This is a genomic window from Vreelandella glaciei (assembly GCF_013415125.1).
Taxonomy (GTDB): domain Bacteria; phylum Pseudomonadota; class Gammaproteobacteria; order Pseudomonadales; family Halomonadaceae; genus Vreelandella; species Vreelandella glaciei.
In genome coordinates this window covers 1-20,285 of the sequence record NZ_JACCDE010000044.1, presented here as the reverse complement: position 1 = coordinate 20,285, position 20,285 = coordinate 1, and the positions used below count along the sequence as shown (strand labels likewise).

The window sequence follows — 20,285 nt, the reverse complement described above, 5'->3', positions numbered from 1 at the left end:
CTCTCGCCCTGTTCGTATCAGAAGTGTGCAGCAAGCGTGCGGTTATCCGCACACTAAAAAGCCGCTGCCGTGCGAACAACCGGACACAATAGCGAAAAGCCCTTTCCACCAAAGTTGAATAAAAAAATCATAAGCATTTGATTTTAAAATCATAAAGATAAGCTGGCACAACTATCGCTGTTATAACTGCTGCATAGCCTGATTAATGCCGTTCGATGAGCGATATTACTCGGAATCATCAGACTATAACCCCAATAACAGCTAGGAACTTTCGCCATGCGCAATCAAATGCCTAAAACGTTCACTCTTCTCGCCAGCAGCGCCCTGCTTGTGGCGGCTGCCAGCAGTGCTCAAGCTCAAGCAGACCGTTCCGATTGGCCCGATAACTTTACCGTGGGTACCGCAAGCCAAGGCGGCACTTACTTCGTTTACGGTTCAGGCTGGGCAAACTTTATTGCTGATGAGCTGGGTGTATCGGGTGGCGGTGAAGTCACCGGTGGCCCGACTCAAAACCTGGCACTCGTGCACACGGGCGACATGGCATTTGGCTTAACCACCATGGGGCCCGCTTCTGATGCCGTTAAAGGCGAAAGCCCGCTGGCGCCTGGTATGAAGATGGACAATGTATGCGCCATGTTCCCCATGTACGAAACGCCATTCTCCATTACCGCGCTTTCTGACAGCGGCATTGAGTCAATCTCCGACATTCCGGATGGCGCACGTATCGGTTTTGGTCCGGCTGCCTCAACGTCTGACACTTACTTCCCGGCCATTTTAGAAACCTTGGGCGTTGACTTCGAGCGCCGTAACGGCGGCTGGTCAGACCTAGGCGGTCAGTTGCAGGATGGTCTGCTTGACGTTGTCGCCTTCGCTGCGGGCATCCCGATCCCTGCCGTTAGCCAGTTGGAAGTGCAAACTGACGTCAACATCATCGAATTTAACGAAGAAGAGCTGGCCACGGTATTGGAAAACTTCCCCGTTGCTGAGTTTATGATTCCGGCCAACACCTACACCACGCTGGAAGAAGATGCCCGTGCGGTTTCCATGTGGAACTTCGCTATCGCTGGCTGTGATCTGCCGGAAGACTTCGTTTATGAAGTCACCAAGGCCACCATGGAAAACAACGACCGCATGCGCTCAGTGCACCGCAGTGCTGAAACCACCATTCCAGAAAACATCAAGCACAACACCGTGCTGCCGTTCCACCCCGGTGCTGCTCGCTGGTATGAAGAGAACGGCTATGAAATTGCTGATGACATGATCAACTAAGCAACCTTCAAACCGTTCTAACTGCCCCGTTTCCGGTTTCGCCGGGCGGGGCAGCTTTCGCTGCTACCCCCCTTTGTCTGCTTTTGCTGTGAGGGTGAACTCTAATGAGTCACAAAACCGACCAAGAACCCACTGGCCTCAAGGATGATGCCCACGCGGCTTCTGCGATACCCGAGTCTATTGCTGATGGTGTCGATGACGACGTTGTTGAACCCAATCGCCGCCTGTTTACGGGCTGGCAATTCTTGCTATTTGCGGCATTAGCGATCGCTTACTCAAGTTTCCATCTGATTTCACTCAACGTGTATCCGATGGAAACCTGGTCGTTTCGTATCGTACACATTGCCGGTGCACTTATTCTGGGTTACGGGCTATTTGCCGGTGCCCGCTTTGCCGAGGACGATCATCAGGCGTCAGGCGCCTGGATTAAGTGGGTTAGCTATGCGCTACTGATTCCCGCTGCCTATACCTTGGCGCAAGTTTTCGTGATGTATCAAACGCTCAGCGGTAGTGCCATGCGCATCGACCCAAGTGTCGAAAACTGGCACTACGGCTATCCGCTCATGGCGACGACGGCGGGTGCGATTGTGCTGTCATGGTTTTACCGTCAAGCTCGGCACCGCTTCAACCCTGCCGATTTGGTGCTGATGGTTTGCGCGATGGCGAGCGCAGGCTATTTGCTGGTGGCTTATAACACCAATATCCGTATGTCGACGGGTACGTCATTTGCGCCGTCAGGCATTTCCTGGGCGGCCATCGCAGGTTCTCTGCTGATTCTAGAACTTACTCGCCGGGTGGCGGGTTTAGCCCTCGTCGTGATTTCCGCGGTCTTTTTGACCTACGTTTTCGCCGGTCCTTATTTGCCGGGCTTTTTGGGCTACCCGGGCCTGTCACTGCAGCGCTTCTTCAGCCAGGTCTACACCGACGCCGGTATCCTCGGGCCCACCACGGCAGTCTCGTCGACCTATATTATTCTATTCATCATTTTTGCCGCATTTCTTCAGGCTTCGAAAGTCGGCGACTACTTCGTCAACTTTGCTTTTGCCGCAGCGGGTCGTGCCCGTGGTGGCCCCGCTAAAGTGGCTATTTTCGCCTCTGGCCTGATGGGCATGATCAATGGCACATCGGCGGGTAACGTGGTTTCTACCGGCTCCTTGACCATTCCCTTGATGAAAAAAGTCGGTTACCCCGCGCGTAGTGCGGGTGCCATCGAAGCCGCCGCCTCAACCGGTGGGCAGATCATGCCGCCGATCATGGGTGCTGGCGCATTCATCATGGCTGAAGTGACCGGTATTCCGTATACCGAAATTGCCATTGCGGCGATCATTCCTGCCATCCTCTATTTTGCCTCTATCTACTTTATGGTCGACTTTGAAGCCGCCCGTAAAGGCATGCGCGGTATGCGCAAGGATGAGATTCCGCTGTTCTCGAAGCTGGTAAAACAGGTTTATCTGTTTGCACCCATTATCATCCTGATTGTCGCGCTGTTTATGGGTTACTCGGTCATCCGCGCCGGTACCCTGGCAACCGCTTCAGCCGCCGTCGTGAGCTGGATTTCACCCAACAAAATGGGCCTTCGCGCAATCCTTAAAGCCCTGCAGATTGCAGGCACCATGTCGATTCAGATTATCGCCGTGTGCGCCTGCGCGGGCTTAATCGTCGGGGTGATTTCGCTGACGGGTGTCGGTGCACGCTTCTCGTCACTGCTGCTTGGTTTAGCGGGTGTCAGCCAACTGCTAGCACTTGTATTTGCCATGTTGATCAGCATTTTGCTGGGGATGGGCATGCCGACCACCGCCGCCTATGCGGTGGCTGCGTCAGTCGTTGCGCCGGGCCTAATCAATATCGGTATTGAGCCACTGATCGCGCACTTCTTCGTGTTCTATTTTGCAGTCGTGTCGGCGATCACCCCGCCAGTTGCCTTGGCTTCCTATGCAGCGGCTGGCATTTCTGGCGACAATCCCATGGGCACGTCGGTGGCCTCGTTCAAGATTGGCTTGGCCGCGTTCATTGTGCCGTTTATGTTCTTCTACAGCCCCGCCATGCTGATGGAAGGTTCGCCGATGCAGATCCTTCGCGTTGGGGTGACTGCAACGCTGGGGATTGTTCTGCTGTCGGGCATGGTACAAGCGTGGTTCTTTGGACCGGTTAATGCTTGGCAGCGCGTTGTCATGCTAGTGGGGGCGATGTTTATGATCTACGGCGGTATCTATACCGACGTCCTCGGCCTCGCGATTGGTATCGTGCTATTCGTCATGCAGCGCAAGCTACACGGCGGTGGTAATAAAACAGCGCAAGCTGGCTGAGTGTAAGCCACTAAATACTAAGCGTAAAAAACCCCGCTCAACGACGTTGAGCGGGGTTTTTCGTAAGCGCCAACCAGTAGAAATAAAGAGAGATTAGTCAGTCAGGTTGTCGACGACTTTCAGTACCGGCGCGGCTTGGTTAAGGGTATAAAAATGCAGGCCTGGCGCGCCACCATCCAGCAATCGTTGACAAAGACGGCTCACCACATCGGTGCCAAAAGCGGCAATCGCTTCGCTGTCGTCACCATATGATTCCAACTGCTTGCGAATCCAGCGCGGGATCTCGGCGCCGCAGGCGTCAGAGAAACGCGCCAGCTTGGTGTAGTTGGTAATCGGCATAATGCCGGGAATAATCGGCTGCTCAACGCCCAGCGCGCGGGCTTTATCAACGAAGTTGAAATAGGCATCGGCGGTGAAGAAGTACTGGGTGATGGCCATATTGGCGCCCGCCTTCATTTTACGCGCAAAGTTTTCCACATCCTTATCAAGATTAGGCGCCTGTGGATGAGATTCAGGATAAGCGGCTACAGCGATATCGAAATGGTCGCCGGTTTCCGTGCGAATAAACTCAACCAGTTCGTTAGCATAACGCAGCTCACCAATGCTCCCCATACCGGAGGGCATGTCACCACGCAGCGCGACCAGGCTATCCACGCCCTCTTCCCGGTACTGTGCCAGCAGGTCGCGAAGCTGGGCTTTCTCACTACCAATACAAGAAAGGTGCGGCGCAGTGGTGATACCACTCTCGCCGACTGCACGCACTACTTCGCGGGTACGCGCCTGCGTTGACCCACCGGCGCCATAGGTTACCGAGAAAAAACGCGGTTTGCGGGCGGCCAGCTCATCACGAACGTGGATCAGCTTATCGCGCCCAGCATCGGTATTGGGCGGGAAGAATTCAAAGCTGATACCTAACGGATGCTCGTGGCTGCTCATGGGATTTCCTTTTTAGATCAATAGTGATGATATTTTGGGGTATTCTCGCTGTTCCATTGCGCTGGGGCTAATGAAAGATTTCACGCTCGGCCTTTAATTCGGCTCATGTTCGTCAGTCACCACACCTACAACGGGAGGATAAATGGATCTTGCACCTGGGGCGCTCGTTGGGCCGTTACTTATGCTACTCAGCTACGTGGGGCTCGGCTGGCTCGCCGCCCAACGACTCAAGCTAGACCCTCGCCCGATTGCGACGCTGCTGGTTTACCTGATAGCGCCTTTTACGATTTTTCGCGCGCTGATGAACGGCGGCCCAACACCTAACTATCTTTTACTCACATTAGCGCTATTCATTCTGGCAAGCCTAATGGCCATGGTAGTACAGCGCATTACTCGCCACCGTTTTGGTGAGCAGGAAGCGGCCCTGCTGGCGTTCTCCTCAGGAACGGGTAATACCGGCTATTTTGGCCTGCCGATTGCGCTGATTTTGCTACCCCCTGAAGGCGTTACCCTTTACCTGTTCTGTATGCTGGGGATTAATATTTACGAATTTACCGTGGGCTTTTATCTAAGTGCTCGCGGTCGCTTTTCAGTACGCGAGAGCCTAATCAAAATTTCGCGCCTGCCGCTTATCTACGCCTTCCTATTAGCGTTACTGCTAAGCTGTCTTGAGGTAACCATTCCCGCCGCGGTCATGAATTCGCTGCAAGTGTTTCCTGCCACCTACACGCTGCTGGGCATGATGATTATTGGTATGACGCTTAGCCAAGTGACGCTTTCCGCCTGGGATACGCGATTTGTCGTCGCCTGCGTAGGATTGCGCTACCTGATGTGGCCAGTAGTCATGCTCGTGGCCGTGTTAACACTGCAGTGGATCGCGCCACTTTCCACAGAGCTAGCGTTAGCGCTGCTGTTGATGGGCGTGGTGCCGATGGCGGCTAACGTGGTGGTGGTGGCGATGGAGCTGGGTATTCAGCCGCAAAAAGGCGCGTTAGCAGTGCTGGTCACCACACTGCTCGCGCCGCTGCTGATTCCGCTTTACCTTGGTTTAATGCTGCGCCTCACCGGGCTGGGCTAAAACCTGCAACGCCCGCCTGCTGCAGTTGCCAAGCCATGCGCTGTACTTCTGGGTAGCTGAAAAATGCTACCAGCGCGTCAGCGCGAACCGGACCAATGCCGGGGATTGATTGCCAATCGTCACGCTGGTAGTCCGCCAAGCGCTGCCAGTCTCCCCGCGCTGTCTCGCTACCTGGTGGCGCGCCCAGCGCCCTCAGCCATGCCGCAAACGGCTGACTGCGGGCGACATGAAATTGCTCGGTAAGCGTGGCGGCGGTGGCCTCGCCAATGCCGTAAGCCTGTTCCAGCTGGCTTGGCGCAACCACCAACCAGTCCAGTAACTGAGTAACGACACCCGCTTCTAATAGCGCTTGCCAGGTACCTTCACCGATCCCCTGCATACCTAGCTGCTCGCCAAGGTAAGTGAGCCGCGCCAGCAGCTGGCTTTCGCAGCCTGGGGTTAACTCAAAACAGCTCAGCAGGTGGTAACGCTGGGGTAAAGGCGGCGTCAGCGGTGAGCGCTCCTGGGTGTGCCACACCACCTCGCTTAACTGGGGAATCGTTAACCCCGCAAGCGTAATCGCCACCTGGTCGCCGGGGCGAACATCCAGTGATTCCCAGCGCTCCAGCGAGCCCAGTGAGACGCGGCTAATGCGTCGTCCCTCCAGCTGTACCGGATTAAGCCACACCAGTGGCGTCACGCGCCCGGTGCGCCCAACACGAAACTCAATGCCGCGCACTTCCGCTAGCGCCTGCTGGGCGGGGTATTTCCAGGCAATAGCCCACTCTGGGGGCGAAGATGACCAGCGGCGCACGCCGGGGCGCTCTGCCTGTTTGATGACTACGCCGTCGGTGGCAAATGGCAGAGGGCCGTTAAACCAGCTATCACGCCAGTAAGCGGCATCACGGCGATCATCCAGTGGATGAGTATAGTCAGCGCTATCAAAGCCTAGCCCACTTAGCCGAGCTAAACGTTCTTGCATTGCGCTAGGCCCATCGGGCCAATCCCAAACAAACAGGCCAATACGTTCAAGGGTGGCGGTTTCAGGGGAGGATTGCGCCATTGCTCCCGCCACGGCGCCCCGGGCACCCGATGCGGGTGAACGCGACTGCACGTGTTGGGTTAACCGCCAATACAGCTCGCCTTGGAGTACTGCAGAAATAGACTCAGGTAGCGTATTGGGAATGGCAGGGAGCTGTCGGGCACGGGCCGTCCAATCCTGGCCCCGCTCGCCATCGCCACGGCTAACGGCTTCGACTAGTTCGCCATTTTCATAGCGCAACGTAATCGCCACGCCGTCCACTTTGGGCTGGATCCACAGGTCTTCGCGGCGGCTGGTAAAACGTCTGACGCCATCGTCATCAGCTTTATCAAGCCCACGCTGCGCCGCAGGGTGCTCAAGGGTGCCGCTGCTGCGTTTAACGCGCGTAAGCGGGCGATGGTCAGGTACATTGCCCAGGCAACGCTGCCAGGTGGCTAGGCGCTCTAACGCTTGGTCGTAAAGGGCATCGTCGATCAGCGCGACGCCCTCGTCATGGTAGGCAGTGTCCCAGCGCTGAACCTGCTCGGCCAGAGCTTTGCTTTCGCGGCTTAAGCGCTCCTCCGGCCAATCTGGGCATTGGGCAGCGTGTGCGGAAAAAGTGACAAGCCAGATCAGGCCACCCAACAGCCAAGTCCGTACACCCAACAACATTACTTACCCCCGCGTTAACACATCAGCCTTTAGACTTAGCCTAGCGCAGGGTTTTGAAATAGCGCATAAAAAAAGCCCCCGGCCGAAGCCAAAGGGGCGATTTAATACATTGCTTACAAACGGTGTAGCGAATCTCTTACAAACCGGCGGCCTTACGCAGTGCATCGGCCTTATCAACCTTTTCCCACGGGAAGGCGGTAAAGGTTTCGGTATGCACTTGGCCTTTATCGTCGCTCCAGGTGTAGCTGTGCTCGAACGGTGCCCGGCCAAAGTGGCCGTAAGCGGCGGTGAGCTGATACATCGGGTGCAGCAGATCAAGCATTTTGGTGATCGCGTAGGGGCGCAGGTCAAAGTGCTCGCGAACTAGCGCAACGATCTTGGCATCGTCAATTTTACCGGTGCCGAAGGTATCGATGGAGACCGACGTCGGCTCGGCAACGCCAATCGCGTAGGAGACCTGAATCTCACACTTGTCAGCCAGCCCCGAGGCCACTACGTTCTTAGCTACATAGCGGCCTGCATAGGCGGCGCTGCGATCCACTTTAGAGGGGTCTTTGCCCGAGAACGCGCCACCACCGTGGCGCGCCATGCCGCCGTAGGTGTCGACGATAATTTTGCGGCCAGTCAGCCCACAGTCGCCTACCGGACCGCCAATCACAAATTTGCCGGTCGGGTTGATATGGTACTGGGTGCTGCCATCCAACCATTCGGCGGGGATGACTTGCTCAATGACCTCGCGCTTGATCATTTTGCGCAGGTCTTCCTGATCAATATCTGGGTCGTGTTGGGTAGAGAGCACGATGGCATCAACACCGCAGGGCTGACCTTCAGCGTTATAGCGGAAGGTTACCTGGCTCTTGGCATCCGGGCGCAGCCACGGTAACAGGCCATTTTTACGCAGTTCGGCCTGACGCTCGACTAAACGGTGCGAGTAGTGGATCGGGGCAGGCATAAACGAATCGGTTTCGTTGGTCGCATAACCGAACATCAGGCCCTGGTCGCCAGCGCCCTGATCTTCCGGTTTACTGCGGTCAACGCCTTGGGCAATCTCAACACTCTGCTTACCGATCAGGTTAACCACGCCACAAGTCGCGCCATCAAAGCCAACATCAGACGAGTTATAGCCGATGCTGATAATCACATCGCGCACGAGGGTTTCTAAATCAACCCAAGCAGAGGTGGTAATTTCGCCGGCAATGATCGCCACCCCGGTTTTCACCATGGTTTCACAGGCAACGCGGGCCTGTTTATCACGGGCGATGATGGCATCTAACACCGCGTCAGAGATCTGATCGGCAATCTTATCGGGATGACCTTCGGAGACGGACTCGGAGGTAAACAGGGAATATTCGCTCATCGCGCACTCGACCCTCTGTATGATGGCTGTCTCTAATGCACAGCATCAGCAGGAAATCATGGCAGGTAACTCCTGCCCGTAAGAGAAGCGGCAGCACCACTTTCTCCACCACTTCGGGGGGCAGAGTCTACACGCTGCCGGCGATGCTTCCCAGAACGCGCTTACCAGAATTTGCCGTCATATTTGCCGCAACATGGGAAGTCAGCGACAATAGTGGCTTTATAATTTCTGTTTCCAGGCGAGGAGCACCCCCATGCCATCCCGTTTTGAGCTAGCCAATGCCATTCGCGCGCTTTCCATGGATGCCGTTCAGAAGGCCAAGTCCGGCCATCCTGGCGCCCCCATGGGTATGGCTGATATCGCCGAGGTGCTATGGAATGACTACCTCAAGCACAACCCCGAAGACCCCAAGTGGGCCGATCGTGACCGGTTCGTGCTTTCCAATGGTCACGGCTCCATGCTGCTTTACTCTCTGCTGCATTTAAGCGGCTATGAGTTAAGCCTGGAACAACTGCAGAATTTCCGCCAGCTGCACTCGCCCACCGCGGGCCACCCGGAATTCGGTTACGCGCCTGGCATTGAAACCACCACTGGCCCGCTGGGTCAGGGTTTTGCCAACGCCGTAGGCTTTGCCATCGCGGAAAAAACCCTGGCGGCGCAGTTCAACCGCCCGGGGCACACGATTGTTGACCACCACACGTGGTGCTTCCTGGGTGACGGCTGCTTGATGGAAGGTATCTCCCATGAAGCGGCCTCCCTAGCCGGCACCCAGCAGTTGGGTAAATTGATCGCGCTTTACGACGACAACGGCATCTCTATTGATGGCGAAGTCGAAGGCTGGTTTACCGACGATACCGCCAAGCGTTTTGAAGCCTATGGCTGGCACGTAGTACCCAACGTTGATGGACATAAGCCTGAAGAGATCAAAGCCGCTATTGAGCTGGCCAAGAGCCATGACGATAAGCCAAGCCTGATTATCTGTAAAACCATCATTGGCTTTGGTGCTCCCAACAAGCAGGGCAAGGAGGACGCTCACGGCGCCCCGCTCGGCGATGAAGAAGTCGCCCTGGCCCGCACCCAGCTAGACTGGCCTCACGCCCCGTTCCATATCCCTGAGCCTATCTACTCAGCCTGGGATGCTCGCGACGCAGGTAAAGCTGTCCAGCAGGCTTGGGATGAGCGCTTCACTCGCTACGCCGAAGCCTTCCCCACGGAAGCGCGCGAGTTTAAGCGCCGGATGAAGCGCCAGCTCCCCGCAGAGCTTGCCACGGAAGCATTGATTGAGCAGGCCCAAGAACGCGGCGAGACCATCGCGTCTCGCAAAGCCTCCTTTGAAGTGTTGAATACGATTGGCCCGCAAATGCCAGAACTGCTGGGTGGCAGTGCCGATTTGGCGCCCTCCAACCTGACTTTCTGGAAAGGCGCCAAAGCGATCACCCCGGAAGACGCCAGCGGTAACTACCTGCACTACGGGGTTCGTGAGTTCGGCATGGGGGCGGTCATGAACGGCATCGCTCTGCACGGCGGCTTGGTACCTTACGGAGCAACCTTCCTAATCTTTATGGAGTACATGCGTAACTCGATCCGCATGGCGTCGCTGATGGGCCAGCAGGTGATCTACGTGTTCACCCATGACTCCATCGGCCTGGGTGAAGATGGCCCGACCCACCAACCGATTGAGCAGCTCACCAACCTGCGCACCACGCCGAACCTCAATACTTGGCGCCCCTGTGATGCAGTGGAAACCGCCGCCTCTTGGGATGCCGCCATCAAGCGCCACTCCGGCCCCACGGCGCTAGTACTGTCACGCCAGAACCTACCCCACCAGCAGCGCACGAAAGCGCAGTTGGCAGCCATTCAAAACGGTGCGTACGTTCTCAAGGATAGCGAAGGAACGCCGGAGTTGATTCTGATTGCCACCGGCTCAGAAGTGTCGTTGGCGATGGACGCCGCCGCCGAGCTTGAGCAGCAGGGCAAAGCCGTACGCGTGGTCTCCATGCCGTCGGCCTATCGCTTCAACGGTCAAGACGCCGAGTACCGTGAGAGCGTACTGCCTAAAGCGGTCACCAAGCGTATCGCTATTGAAGCCGCTCACGCCGACTACTGGTACAAGTATGTAGGTCTGGAAGGCCGTGTGATCGGCATGACCACCTACGGCGAATCCGCCCCGGCGGGGGATCTGTTCAAACACTTCGGCTTTACCGTCGAGAATGTGGTCAAGCAAGCCAACGAACTACTCGGCTAAGCCATGCCCGCGCTCAGTGGCTTTCTATGGCTGATTAGCTACTGGCTGATCGGTGAAGTGGTGATCTATTTCACCGCTTTGCCGATCTCGTCAGGCGTTATTGGCATGCTGCTACTTTGCGTTACGCTCGCCATGCGTGGTCGCGTTTCTAGCAGTATTGCTGCCGCCGCCCAGCCACTGATTGCCTTGCTCGCCATGCTGATTATGCCCGGTGTTGTTGGGGTGTTTTTCATCATCGGCGAGCTGGCCGGGCAATGGAGTGCGATTCTCATCGCGTTATTACTGGGCACGCTTCTCAGCGTGGTGACAACGCTTTGGTTGCTCAAACGGCTGATCAAACCTACCCATGTCCGCTGATACATCGCTACTCACCCTGTTAACGACTACCCCGCTGTTTGCAGTAGGGTTAACGCTGACTGCTTATCTCATCGGGAACGGGGTTTTTCAGCGCCTAAAACGCCCCTCCTGGCTGCCCGCCATCTTAATTGCGGCGCTGCTACTGGCCGGGGCATTAGCGCTGATGGGGCTGCCTTACGCCACTTATCATCAGGGTGCCACTTGGCTCACTGTGCTGCTGGGGCCTGCTACCGTGGCGTTAGGTATGCCGCTTTACCAGCAGTTGCCGCGTATCGTTGAGCTATGGCGGCCGCTGGCTATTTGCCTGCCCATTGCCGCTACGCTGGCAGCGTTCTACTCGCTGGCGATTGCTTGGCTACTGGGTAGCTCTGACACCATACTCGCCTCTCTTGCCGCTAAATCGGTGACTGCCCCTATCGCTATCGGTATTACCGAGCAGTTGGGCGGTACGGTGGCGCTTCTCATGGGGGCATTATTGATTACCGGCGTGGCGACGATACCCTGCGTCAGCCTTACCACGCGGTTTTTGCGCATTGATGACGAGCGATTAATCGGTTTTGCGCTTGGGCTTAACGGACATGCCATTGGCACTGTCAGAGCATTTGAGATTAGCCCAACCGCCGGGGCTTTTGCATCACTAGGGATGAGCCTAACCGGCATTTTCACCGCCATGCTACTACCGCTCGCTTGGCGACTGATAGGCATGGGGAGCTAATGGGGAAACGCCGCCGGTAAGAATCGCTGGCTGAAATGCGTTATCATCCCGTAGGTTTCAACTCCATTTTGTTTATTGACTCACTTTTAAGAGCCACCCTTCTGCATGGCTAATTCTGCTCCCAGATATCGCATCGCCATTAACGGTTACGGACGCATTGGCCAATGCGTGCTGCGGGCCCTCGTTGAGCGGCATCACCCGGAGCTTGAAGTGGTCGCCATAAATGAGCTCTCTGATCTTGCCACCATTACCTACCTGACACGCTACGACACTACCCATGGCCGCTTTCCAGGCGATGTCGACCATGATGGTCAGTGCCTTATGGTCAACGGTCAGCGCATTCAGGTGTTGTGCGAACGAGACCCACGCAAGCTGCCCTGGAAGGCGCTTGATGTGGATCTGGTTTTAGAGTGCTCTGGGAGCTTTAAAGATCGCGCCACCGCCGAACAGCATCTAGAGGCTGGCGCTAAACGCCTGCTGTTTTCTCAGCCTGCTGAAAATGACGTCGATACCACCATCGTCTGGGGCATCAACGAGAGTGAGTTGACGCTATCGCAGCGAATTCTCTCTGCCGCCTCGTGCACTACCAACTGTCTTGTACCACTGTTAACCATTCTGGATGAAGCGCTCGGTCTTGAGCACGGCGTCACCACTACCATTCACTCGGCGATGAATGATCAACCGGTCATTGATGCCTATCATCAAACCGATCTGCGCCTTACTCGCTCGGCAATGCACTCTATCGTGCCGGTCGATACCGGCTTGGCACTGGGTATTAGCCGCCTGATGCCCCATCTGGCGGGCCGCTTTGAGTGCCTGCACGTACGTGTTCCAACCATCAATGTATCTGCCATGGATGTAGCGCTGACGGTCAGCCGCGATACTCACCGTGATGACGTCAATGCGCTACTTTTGGCCGCCAGCCAGCAGCGCTTAAAGGGCGTTCTTGGCTATACTGAAGCGCCGATGGCATCCGTTGATTTCAACCACGATCCGCGCTCAGGCATTCTGGACGCCACGCAAACCCGGGTGGCGGGCAAGCGTCTTATCAAACTGCTGTGCTGGTTCGATAACGAGTGGGGGTTCGCCAACCGGATGCTCGATATTAGTCAGCGGCTGGCCACACTTTCGGCACAAACGTAACCTAGTTGCATTATCTGTTTACCCTTAGTTCAACGGCATAAACACGAGGAAACCGCTCACATGAACGTGAAAAAGATGACTGACCTTCCCCTGGAAGGGCAACGCGTGCTGATCCGTGAAGATTTGAATGTGCCCATCAAACATGGCCGCGTCTCCAGCGACGCACGCCTACGCGCCGCATTGCCGACGATTCAAGCAGCCATGAAGGCTGGCGCGAAAGTAATGCTAATGAGCCACTTGGGGCGCCCCACTGAAGGCGAACCCGCCGATGAATTCTCGCTCGCGCCGGTGGCTGAGCACTTGGCTGAGCTGCTAGGTCGCCCAGTACCGCTAATTAAGACGTATCTTGGTGAGACGTTAGACATCGCCAACGGTGATGTGGTGCTGCTTGAAAATGTTCGCTTCAATAACGGCGAGAAAAAAGATGACGAGCAGTTGGCGCAGCAGTATGCCGCGCTATGCGATATTTTTGTCATGGATGCGTTTGGCACGGCTCATCGCGCACAAGCGTCTACTCACGGCGTGGCCCGTTTTGCACCCAGTGCTTGCGCAGGCCCGCTACTGGCCCAAGAGCTCGATGCTTTGCAAAAAGCCCTGGCGAAACCGGCACGTCCTATGGTGGCGATCGTTGGTGGCTCAAAAGTCTCTACCAAACTTGACGTGCTTACTGCGCTGGCCGACAAATGCGACCAGTTGATCGTGGGCGGCGGCATCGCCAACACCTTTATCGCCGCTGCGGGCTATAATGTCGGCAAATCACTCTATGAAGCCGATTTGATGGGTCAGGCAAAAGCCCTGATGGAGAAGGTGTCGATTCCGTTACCTACCGATGTTGTGGTGGCCACTGAGTTTTCTGAATCGGCAGAGGCCATCGTCAAACCGGTCGATCAAGTAGCTGACAACGAGATGATTTTAGATATTGGCCCCGATACCGCCGCTCACTTGGCCAGTATGCTCAAAGATGCTGGCACCATATTGTGGAATGGCCCAGTCGGGGTATTTGAAATCGATCAGTTTGGCAAAGGCACCCAGGTTATCGCCCAGGCTATCGCCGATAGCGCAGGTTTCTCGATTGCAGGCGGCGGTGATACGTTAGCGGCTATTGATAAATATGCCATTGCTGATCGTGTCTCCTATATCTCCACCGGCGGCGGTGCTTTCCTTGAGTATGTCGAAGGCAAGCAGCTGCCCGCCGTAGCAGCGCTCGAAGCTGCTGCCAAACGCGGTTAATATGGGGCGACTTAAACCACCCGTGCAATAAAGCCGCGGCGTTAATAGCCTCATTGTGACAACATGCTTTTTTTAAAACTTAGATAAGGTGATTTAATGGCTCTGATCAGCATGCGCCAAATGCTCGACCATGCCGCCGAATATGGCTACGGCATCCCGGCATTTAACGTTAATAATCTTGAGCAGATGCGCGCCATTATGGAAGCTGCTGATGCCACCGATTCACCGGTAATCGTGCAAGCCTCTGCTGGCGCTCGTAAATATGCGGGAGCCCCGTTTCTACGCCACCTTATTTTAGCGGCCGTAGAAGAGTTTCCCCATATCCCGGTGGTCATGCATCAAGATCACGGCACTAGCCCTGCAATTTGCCAGCGCTCTATCCAGCTTGGCTTCTCCTCGGTAATGATGGATGGCTCACTGGGCGAAGACGGCAAAACACCCACCGATTACGACTACAACGTTAACGTTACCCGTCGTGCAGTCGAAATGGCCCACGCCTGCGGTGTGTCGGTTGAAGGCGAGCTGGGCTGCCTGGGCAGTCTGGAAACAGGCATGGCCGGTGAAGAAGACGGCATTGGTGCTGAAGGCAAGCTGGATATGGAACAGCTGCTGACCGACCCTGAAGAAGCGGCCGAATTCGTCAAAGCGACTCACGTAGACGCCTTGGCCATTGCCATTGGCACCAGCCACGGCGCTTATAAATTCACTAAGCCGCCTACTGGTGACACGCTCTCTATCCAGCGCATCAAAGAGATCCATGCGCGGATTCCGGACACCCACCTCGTTATGCACGGCTCTTCATCCGTGCCGCAAGAGTGGCTGGAAGTGATAAACCAGTACGGCGGCCAAATTTCAGAAACCTACGGTGTTCCGGTGGAAGAGATCGTTGAAGGGATTAAGCACGGCGTGCGTAAGGTGAATATCGATACTGACCTACGCCTAGCATCTACAGGCGCTGTACGTCGTTTTATGGCACAAAACCCTGCTGAATTCGACCCTCGTAAATTCCTTAAAGAAACCGTTACGGCGATGCGCGATCTGTGTATTGCGCGCTATGAGGCCTTTGGCACTGCAGGCAACGCCAGCAAGATCAAACCGATTAGTCTTGAAGCGATGTCCCTGCGCTACGAGCGCGGCGAAATGGCGCCTAAAATCAAGTAATCCTGTTAGTACAATTGCTTAACGAAAAGACGACCGGTTGGTCGTCTTTTTTTTAGCTAACACACGTTATGCTCGACAAAATACATATTGCATCGCAGCATTGATACGCTAACACTGTTGATGTGACCACGAGGTTTCGTGCTCCAATCGAGAGGCCAATACTCATGAAAAGCACCACAACGACGCCGCTTATGCCTATCACTCCGCTCGCAATGTTCGATATTTGGAAGGCGGGCCTAATGGCATTTGAACTCTGGACTACGTCTCTGTCGACCATCACTATGCGCAATCATTTATGGCAAACACAGCCCTTTTTCAGCCCTAATATGATGAAAGAAAATCAAAAAATGGTCACCGAAAAACTCGAGGCCAGCATGGAAGCTGGCCTCGAAATGCAGAAAGCGCTGTTTAATTCAATTAACGGACAATCAGCCCCGTGGTGGGTTACCAGCCAGCGCGCAATGAAACCTTACCATCAGCGCAGCAGCGCGAACTCACGCCGACTAGCTAAATAGTGCTTCTGGCACTGGCGTTACTCGTTATCGTCAGTGTCTCCCTCGTCATCTTTATTTTCTTCTTCGCTGCTATGAATAGCATCATCCGGACTGCCAGTACCGCCTGTGCCAGCCTCTGGGTTCCGCTCTTCACTCTTGCCAGTCTCTAACTCTACGTCATCCTCGCCTGCGCTGGTGGCTACTTCTTCGTGCTTCTCTTCCTCCTCTTCTTCTTCACGCACACGGGTCTGCTCATTGGTATCCTCGGCATCGCTAGATGACGCCACTTCGTCACGTTTTACCGAGCCCGCTTTAATACCGTATTCCTTTTCAAGCGCTTCATCATTGAGAGGTTCGTGCTGTTCGCTTTCCGTTTCATGATTATCAGCAAACACATAGCCAGTCGTCGTTAGCAAAGCAGCGCTGAGGGCTAAGGGTAGGATCCAAGGGGTGAATCGCATCGGACGTTCTCCATGTTGTGGTTATGTCAAAATAGTGTATCCCTACTATCTCTTCAGCGCAGCTTGGCCGTTTCCAAGGCTAGCGCTACAGCGTTTCCTGAAGCTAGATGACAGACAACAGCGGCCACCAAAATGGGCGTAGCCGTTTAAGCTGTCTCAAAAGTAGCGTATAGGCAAGCAAAAAATAACAAAACAGTGTTCACAAATGACGTAAAATCCCGTTCAATAGCAGTATAGATGGCTTCAACTAACACTGGCAGCGCTAAAGCCGCTGCAAGGAACCGTAATGCCGCTCCCACTTTTGCTGTTTGACTGTGATGGCACACTCGTCGATAGCGAACCGTTACTAGCTGAAGAGATGGCCGTCGGGCTTAATTCAGTAGGGCTGCCGTTTGCTACTACCGATTACCTCGGTGAATTTCGTGGAGCGCGCTTTCGGCGTATCGTTGCTGAACTTCAACAGCGCTATGGTGATGTTGATCCTGATCAGCTTGAGCGCATGGAAATCATTATGCGAGCCAATCTAGCCACTCGGCTTGCCCAAGAGTTGACGACCATACCAGGTGCTCGTGAAGCGTTAGATATACTGAGCTCTTACCCGAGCGCGGTAGTCTCTAATGGGCCTGAAAGTAAAATTCTTACGGCGCTAGAAGCCACAGGCCTTAACCATTATTTTGGAAAACGCTTTTTCAGTGGCTATACCGCCAATTGCTGGAAGCCTGAACCCTGTTTACATTTACACGCAGCCAGTATCATGGGCTATGCAGCGCGTGACTGTATCGCTATAGACGATGCCTTAGTAGGTGTTCGCGCAGCACTGAAAGCGGGGATGACGGTGATTCATTTAAATCGTTTCCCGGATGCCGAAGAGACGCCTGAAACTGCCATTATGATCAGTAATATGTATCAGTTACCCGCCGTAGTGGAGCGTCTCACACGTGAATATTGGCAGACACCCGTGCCTCAACACTCTATCGGAGGATGATAATGGCCTCTTTACGTGACCAATTGGGTGGGCTGGTTTACTCCACCGAACATGGTAAAACCTGCCCCACCTGTCGGGAAGCACTTGAAGCCTGTCACTGTGATGATCTAAGCGAACAACAGCGCTTAGCCGCCCTAGATGGCATTGTGCGTATTCGACGCGAAACCAGCGGCCGTAAAGGTAAAGGGGTTACTACTGTTAGCGGCATCCCTTTGACTGGTGATGAACTTAAAACGTTAGCAAAAACGCTTAAAAAACGTTGTGGGACGGGCGGAGCTGTTAAAGACGGTATTATTGAAATACAAGGCGACCATCGTGAAGTTCTGTGCCAGGAGCTCAGTACACTCGGCTATCAGGTTAAACTCGCAGGGGGTTAAAGCCTCTACACCACCAAGACTTACCGTCAAGTAAGTCGCTATAGGGCAAGGCACTGCAATGGCTTGGCTGGAATACTTGCTACCCCTCATTTTTTTATTCCCCATGGCGGCAATGGCCAGTATTGTCCTGGCGCTGCGCAACCTACACGATGCGCGTGTCCATTCGCCCTTCAAAGCTCCCCTTCATGAACCGGGCCAAGCGCTGCGCCATCGCCTTGACCAAGCTTTTTCCAGCCTATTTCTAAACGGGGCGTTAGGGCCCATCATTAGCTTGGCCCCTCTGGTGTATGGCATGGGCCGCATGCTATTTGTGGATCAACAAGATTGGGTCGAATGGGCTTTATATGGGCTACTCAGCACGCTGCTGGTACTTACGTTTTCACTGCTGCTGGTGCGTGACTATCAACGTATTCGGCGACTAAAATTAGGCCTCGCTTGCGAGCTTGCCGTTGGCCAAGAGCTTGAGCGTTTAGTCCGCCCTGAGGCCCACCCCTATTACGTATTTCATGATGTCCCCACCGATAGCTTCACGATTGATCACGTGGTAGTAACACCTCATGGTGTTTTTGTGGTGGAAACAAGGGCAAGAACACTCGCTATCGGCACTGATGGCAACGAACTCAACACAGTGGCGGTAGAGCGCGAGCGGCTACGCTTTCCACATTGGCAAGAGCGCCGACCACTGCATAAAACGCGTCAGGGCGTTAGCTGGCTCAGCCAATGGTTAGAGCGCCGCTGCAGTGTGCCGGTACCGGTTAAAGGAGTGTTAGTGCTGCCCGGCTGGGAGATTGATACCAGCGAGGCCTCACCGGATATCTTAGTGGTAAGTGGCGAGCAGCTTGCCCAACAGCTCACCGAGATAACACCGGGACAGATGAGCGATGCCATTCACGATAAGGTCATCCATATCTTGCTGGAGCGGGCACGGCTAATGGAACTCAAACATCTCCGCCAGCCGTCCGTATAATGTACGGCTTAGTCGCCGCGTAACCGCCCACCCATCTCTTGGGCAAGATCGACTGCATAGTGGTCCGTCATCCCACCGATAAAGTCCAGCATTCGGCGGTAGCTATCGTAAAGCGGCCAAGAAGGCAGCGGCGTGTTTTCGCCAATCAGGGCCAACACACGCTGATGTTTAAACGATGAATGCCCGGTGTGATGTAGCTCGTGGGCAGCACCAATAAAAGCTTCCAAGAGAATACCTAGCGTCGTATAGGCACCAATCTCTAATTTCGCTTTACGCTCGTTTTGGAAAATACGCTCTCGGGCAAGCTGCTTCGCAGCCTGAACACCCCACCCAAGGTCGGGGTGACACAGCTCTAATAGGTCGTCACTGAGGGTGCCGCTTAGCAGGGCCTGCTCATGCTGTACAAACACCGCGCCGACATCATTGACGGCACGTTCCATAGCGGCACCACGGAGTAACGCGATACGCCGCCGCTGGGAGACATTACGGGCTTGCATATCGGCATACTCAGGCGGGAATTCTCCGGCAATTTGGCGCAGTATTTCGACGACTTCTTCATAGCGCAGAATCCCCATTTCTAAGCCATCTTCCAGGTCTAACAGGGCGTAACAGATATCATCGGCGGCTTCGACAAGCCAGGCCAGCGGGTGGCGACACCAGCGCTGCTCGCCTTGCGGCAACAAACCTACCGCTTCAGCCACTTCTTTAAGTAGCGCCTGCTCTGACTGGTAAGCGCCGAATTTTCCCGCGCGTCCGCTGTAACGAACCGTCCAAGGGTATTTAAGTAGCGCACCCAGGGTGGCCGCTGACAGCCGCATGCCACCATTAAACTGGTTATATTCGATCTGAGTAATTACCCGAAAACCTTGAGCGTTACCTTCGTAGGTCAAAAGGTCCTCGCGCTCAGCGTCTGAAAGGCCTTCTAATAGCCCACTGCTTTGAGCACGCTGAAACCAGTCGCGAATGGCATACTCACCGGCATGCCCAAAAGGGGGATTCCCAATATCATGCCCCAGGCACGCTGTCTGCACAATGACGCCAAGATCAGCGGGCGTTATCCATTCTGGCAAGCGATCACGCAGTAACTCTCCGACAATCATACCCAGAGAACGGCCGACACAGCCGACTTCTAGTGAGTGAGTTAGGCGAGTATGGATATGATCGTTTTCTGTTAGTGGATGCACCTGTGTCTTACGGCCAAGTCGCCTGAATGAGCCTGAAAAAACAATCCGGTCATGGTCTTTATGAAACGGGCTACGACCGATTTCACGAGTACTTGTCGAGCGTTGGTCGTGAAGACGACGTGGGGAAAGTAGCTGTTCCCAGCGCATCTGAGTCATGGGCAATCCTCCTTGAGGAGTGCATTTTGCCATAAAAAAAACCCCCAAGGCGTTAGCCCTGGGGGTTTTTTGGTATAGGTGCCTGACGATGACCTACTCTCGCATGGGGAGACCCCACACTACCATCGGCGCTAAGCGGTTTCACTGCTGAGTTCGGCAAGGGATCAGGTGGTTCACGCGTGCTATGGTCGT

The 20,285-nt window shown here is 54.9% G+C and carries 18 protein-coding genes and 1 rRNA gene; 13 read left to right on the top strand and 6 right to left on the bottom strand.

All coding sequences use genetic code 11. From position 1 onward, the window contains the following. Positions 1 to 276: 276 nt before the first annotated feature. Complete coding sequence (locus HZS80_RS21300; protein ID WP_035564886.1) at positions 277 to 1,269, top strand: TAXI family TRAP transporter solute-binding subunit; 993 nt, start codon at positions 277 to 279, stop codon at positions 1,267 to 1,269. A gap of 104 nt (positions 1,270 to 1,373) precedes the next feature. Continuing rightward, the gene (locus tag HZS80_RS21295; protein ID WP_035564887.1) at positions 1,374 to 3,575 is read left to right on the top strand and encodes a TRAP transporter permease; all 2,202 of its coding nucleotides are present in this window, start codon (positions 1,374 to 1,376) and stop codon (positions 3,573 to 3,575) included. 93 nt (positions 3,576 to 3,668) lie between these two features. On the opposite strand, the gene metF is transcribed toward HZS80_RS21295, so the two are convergent. Beyond that, entirely contained in the window at positions 3,669 to 4,511 is an 843-nt protein-coding gene (gene metF / locus HZS80_RS21290; protein WP_008959643.1) for a methylenetetrahydrofolate reductase [NAD(P)H], read from the bottom strand. Positions 4,512 to 4,653: 142 nt separating this feature from the next. Between metF and HZS80_RS21285 the strand changes: the two genes are divergently transcribed. After that, on the top strand, positions 4,654 to 5,589 hold the full coding sequence (locus tag HZS80_RS21285; protein WP_179917259.1) for an AEC family transporter: 936 nt from the start codon (positions 4,654 to 4,656) through the stop codon (positions 5,587 to 5,589). Here the strand turns inward: HZS80_RS21285 and ligB are convergent. Both ligB and metK read right to left on the bottom strand, forming a co-directional pair. Then, positions 5,573 to 7,261 (bottom strand): NAD-dependent DNA ligase LigB, encoded by a 1,689-nt coding sequence (ligB, locus tag HZS80_RS21280; RefSeq protein ID WP_179917258.1) that lies wholly within the window; start codon positions 7,259 to 7,261, stop codon positions 5,573 to 5,575. The genes HZS80_RS21285 and ligB overlap by 17 nt on opposite strands. Before the next feature lie 136 nt (positions 7,262 to 7,397). Further along, complete coding sequence (gene metK, locus HZS80_RS21275; protein ID WP_035564892.1) at positions 7,398 to 8,618, bottom strand: methionine adenosyltransferase; 1,221 nt, start codon at positions 8,616 to 8,618, stop codon at positions 7,398 to 7,400. Between the two features lie 253 nt (positions 8,619 to 8,871). On the opposite strand from metK, the gene tkt reads away from it, so the two are divergent. The 7 genes from tkt (at position 8,872) to HZS80_RS21240 (ending at position 15,984) form a co-directional block, all read left to right on the top strand. Continuing rightward, positions 8,872 to 10,863 (top strand): transketolase, encoded by a 1,992-nt coding sequence (gene tkt, locus HZS80_RS21270; protein WP_035564893.1) that lies wholly within the window; start codon positions 8,872 to 8,874, stop codon positions 10,861 to 10,863. 3 nt (positions 10,864 to 10,866) lie between these two features. Beyond that, positions 10,867 to 11,220 carry a CidA/LrgA family protein gene (locus HZS80_RS21265; protein WP_179917257.1) on the top strand — a complete coding sequence of 118 codons (354 nt, stop codon included), beginning with the start codon at positions 10,867 to 10,869 and terminating at the stop codon, positions 11,218 to 11,220. Next, on the top strand, positions 11,210 to 11,935 hold the full coding sequence (locus HZS80_RS21260) for an LrgB family protein (protein WP_035564896.1): 726 nt from the start codon (positions 11,210 to 11,212) through the stop codon (positions 11,933 to 11,935). Before HZS80_RS21265 ends, HZS80_RS21260 begins: the two co-directional genes overlap by 11 nt. 105 nt (positions 11,936 to 12,040) lie before the next feature. Then, the gene (locus tag HZS80_RS21255; RefSeq protein WP_035564898.1) at positions 12,041 to 13,078 is read left to right on the top strand and encodes a type I glyceraldehyde-3-phosphate dehydrogenase; all 1,038 of its coding nucleotides are present in this window, start codon (positions 12,041 to 12,043) and stop codon (positions 13,076 to 13,078) included. A 60-nt stretch (positions 13,079 to 13,138) separates the two neighbouring features. Next, on the top strand, positions 13,139 to 14,308 hold the full coding sequence (locus HZS80_RS21250; protein WP_179917256.1) for a phosphoglycerate kinase: 1,170 nt from the start codon (positions 13,139 to 13,141) through the stop codon (positions 14,306 to 14,308). A gap of 96 nt (positions 14,309 to 14,404) precedes the next feature. Continuing rightward, positions 14,405 to 15,469, top strand: coding sequence for a class II fructose-bisphosphate aldolase (gene fba, locus HZS80_RS21245; RefSeq protein ID WP_035564902.1), 1,065 nt, complete (start codon positions 14,405 to 14,407; stop codon positions 15,467 to 15,469). 164 nt (positions 15,470 to 15,633) lie between these two features. Beyond that, positions 15,634 to 15,984: a hypothetical protein gene (locus HZS80_RS21240; RefSeq protein ID WP_035564904.1), complete on the top strand. Its 351-nt coding sequence runs from the start codon at positions 15,634 to 15,636 to the stop codon at positions 15,982 to 15,984. A 17-nt stretch (positions 15,985 to 16,001) separates the two neighbouring features. Here the strand turns inward: HZS80_RS21240 and HZS80_RS21235 are convergent, their stop codons facing one another. After that, positions 16,002 to 16,424 (bottom strand): hypothetical protein, encoded by a 423-nt coding sequence (locus HZS80_RS21235; protein ID WP_179917255.1) that lies wholly within the window; start codon positions 16,422 to 16,424, stop codon positions 16,002 to 16,004. Between the two features lie 286 nt (positions 16,425 to 16,710). On the opposite strand from HZS80_RS21235, the gene HZS80_RS21230 reads away from it, so the two are divergent. The 3 genes from HZS80_RS21230 to HZS80_RS21220 are packed head-to-tail and all read left to right on the top strand — an operon-like array spanning position 16,711 to position 18,753. Further along, entirely contained in the window at positions 16,711 to 17,409 is a 699-nt protein-coding gene (locus HZS80_RS21230; protein WP_035564907.1) for an HAD family hydrolase, read from the top strand. A gap of 2 nt (positions 17,410 to 17,411) precedes the next feature. Continuing rightward, a complete protein-coding gene (locus HZS80_RS21225) occupies positions 17,412 to 17,786 on the top strand; it encodes a translation initiation factor Sui1 (protein ID WP_035564909.1) in 375 nt (124 codons plus the stop codon). A 58-nt stretch (positions 17,787 to 17,844) separates the two neighbouring features. Then, positions 17,845 to 18,753 (top strand): nuclease-related domain-containing protein, encoded by a 909-nt coding sequence (locus HZS80_RS21220; protein ID WP_179917254.1) that lies wholly within the window; start codon positions 17,845 to 17,847, stop codon positions 18,751 to 18,753. An 8-nt stretch (positions 18,754 to 18,761) separates the two neighbouring features. On the opposite strand, the gene HZS80_RS21215 is transcribed toward HZS80_RS21220, so the two are convergent. Beyond that, the gene (locus HZS80_RS21215) at positions 18,762 to 20,093 is read right to left on the bottom strand and encodes a deoxyguanosinetriphosphate triphosphohydrolase (RefSeq protein WP_035564913.1); all 1,332 of its coding nucleotides are present in this window, start codon (positions 20,091 to 20,093) and stop codon (positions 18,762 to 18,764) included. Between the two features lie 80 nt (positions 20,094 to 20,173). Continuing rightward, positions 20,174 to 20,285 (bottom strand): 5S ribosomal RNA (gene rrf, locus HZS80_RS21210); the annotation flags it as partial.

Coding starts and splice junctions, on each gene's coding strand:
- HZS80_RS21230 (WP_035564907.1), top strand. CDS start 16,711: ATGCCGCTCCCACTTTTGCTGTTTGACTGTGATGGCACACTCGTCGAT.
- HZS80_RS21240 (WP_035564904.1), top strand. CDS start 15,634: ATGAAAAGCACCACAACGACGCCGCTTATGCCTATCACTCCGCTCGCA.
- tkt (WP_035564893.1), top strand. CDS start 8,872: ATGCCATCCCGTTTTGAGCTAGCCAATGCCATTCGCGCGCTTTCCATG.
- HZS80_RS21235 (WP_179917255.1), bottom strand. CDS start 16,424: ATGCGATTCACCCCTTGGATCCTACCCTTAGCCCTCAGCGCTGCTTTG.
- fba (WP_035564902.1), top strand. CDS start 14,405: ATGGCTCTGATCAGCATGCGCCAAATGCTCGACCATGCCGCCGAATAT.
- HZS80_RS21295 (WP_035564887.1), top strand. CDS start 1,374: ATGAGTCACAAAACCGACCAAGAACCCACTGGCCTCAAGGATGATGCC.
- HZS80_RS21300 (WP_035564886.1), top strand. CDS start 277: ATGCGCAATCAAATGCCTAAAACGTTCACTCTTCTCGCCAGCAGCGCC.
- ligB (WP_179917258.1), bottom strand. CDS start 7,261: ATGTTGTTGGGTGTACGGACTTGGCTGTTGGGTGGCCTGATCTGGCTT.
- HZS80_RS21250 (WP_179917256.1), top strand. CDS start 13,139: ATGAACGTGAAAAAGATGACTGACCTTCCCCTGGAAGGGCAACGCGTG.
- HZS80_RS21260 (WP_035564896.1), top strand. CDS start 11,210: ATGTCCGCTGATACATCGCTACTCACCCTGTTAACGACTACCCCGCTG.
- HZS80_RS21220 (WP_179917254.1), top strand. CDS start 17,845: ATGGCTTGGCTGGAATACTTGCTACCCCTCATTTTTTTATTCCCCATG.
- HZS80_RS21265 (WP_179917257.1), top strand. CDS start 10,867: ATGCCCGCGCTCAGTGGCTTTCTATGGCTGATTAGCTACTGGCTGATC.
- HZS80_RS21215 (WP_035564913.1), bottom strand. CDS start 20,093: ATGACTCAGATGCGCTGGGAACAGCTACTTTCCCCACGTCGTCTTCAC.
- metF (WP_008959643.1), bottom strand. CDS start 4,511: ATGAGCAGCCACGAGCATCCGTTAGGTATCAGCTTTGAATTCTTCCCG.
- HZS80_RS21225 (WP_035564909.1), top strand. CDS start 17,412: ATGGCCTCTTTACGTGACCAATTGGGTGGGCTGGTTTACTCCACCGAA.
- HZS80_RS21285 (WP_179917259.1), top strand. CDS start 4,654: ATGGATCTTGCACCTGGGGCGCTCGTTGGGCCGTTACTTATGCTACTC.
- metK (WP_035564892.1), bottom strand. CDS start 8,618: ATGAGCGAATATTCCCTGTTTACCTCCGAGTCCGTCTCCGAAGGTCAT.
- HZS80_RS21255 (WP_035564898.1), top strand. CDS start 12,041: ATGGCTAATTCTGCTCCCAGATATCGCATCGCCATTAACGGTTACGGA.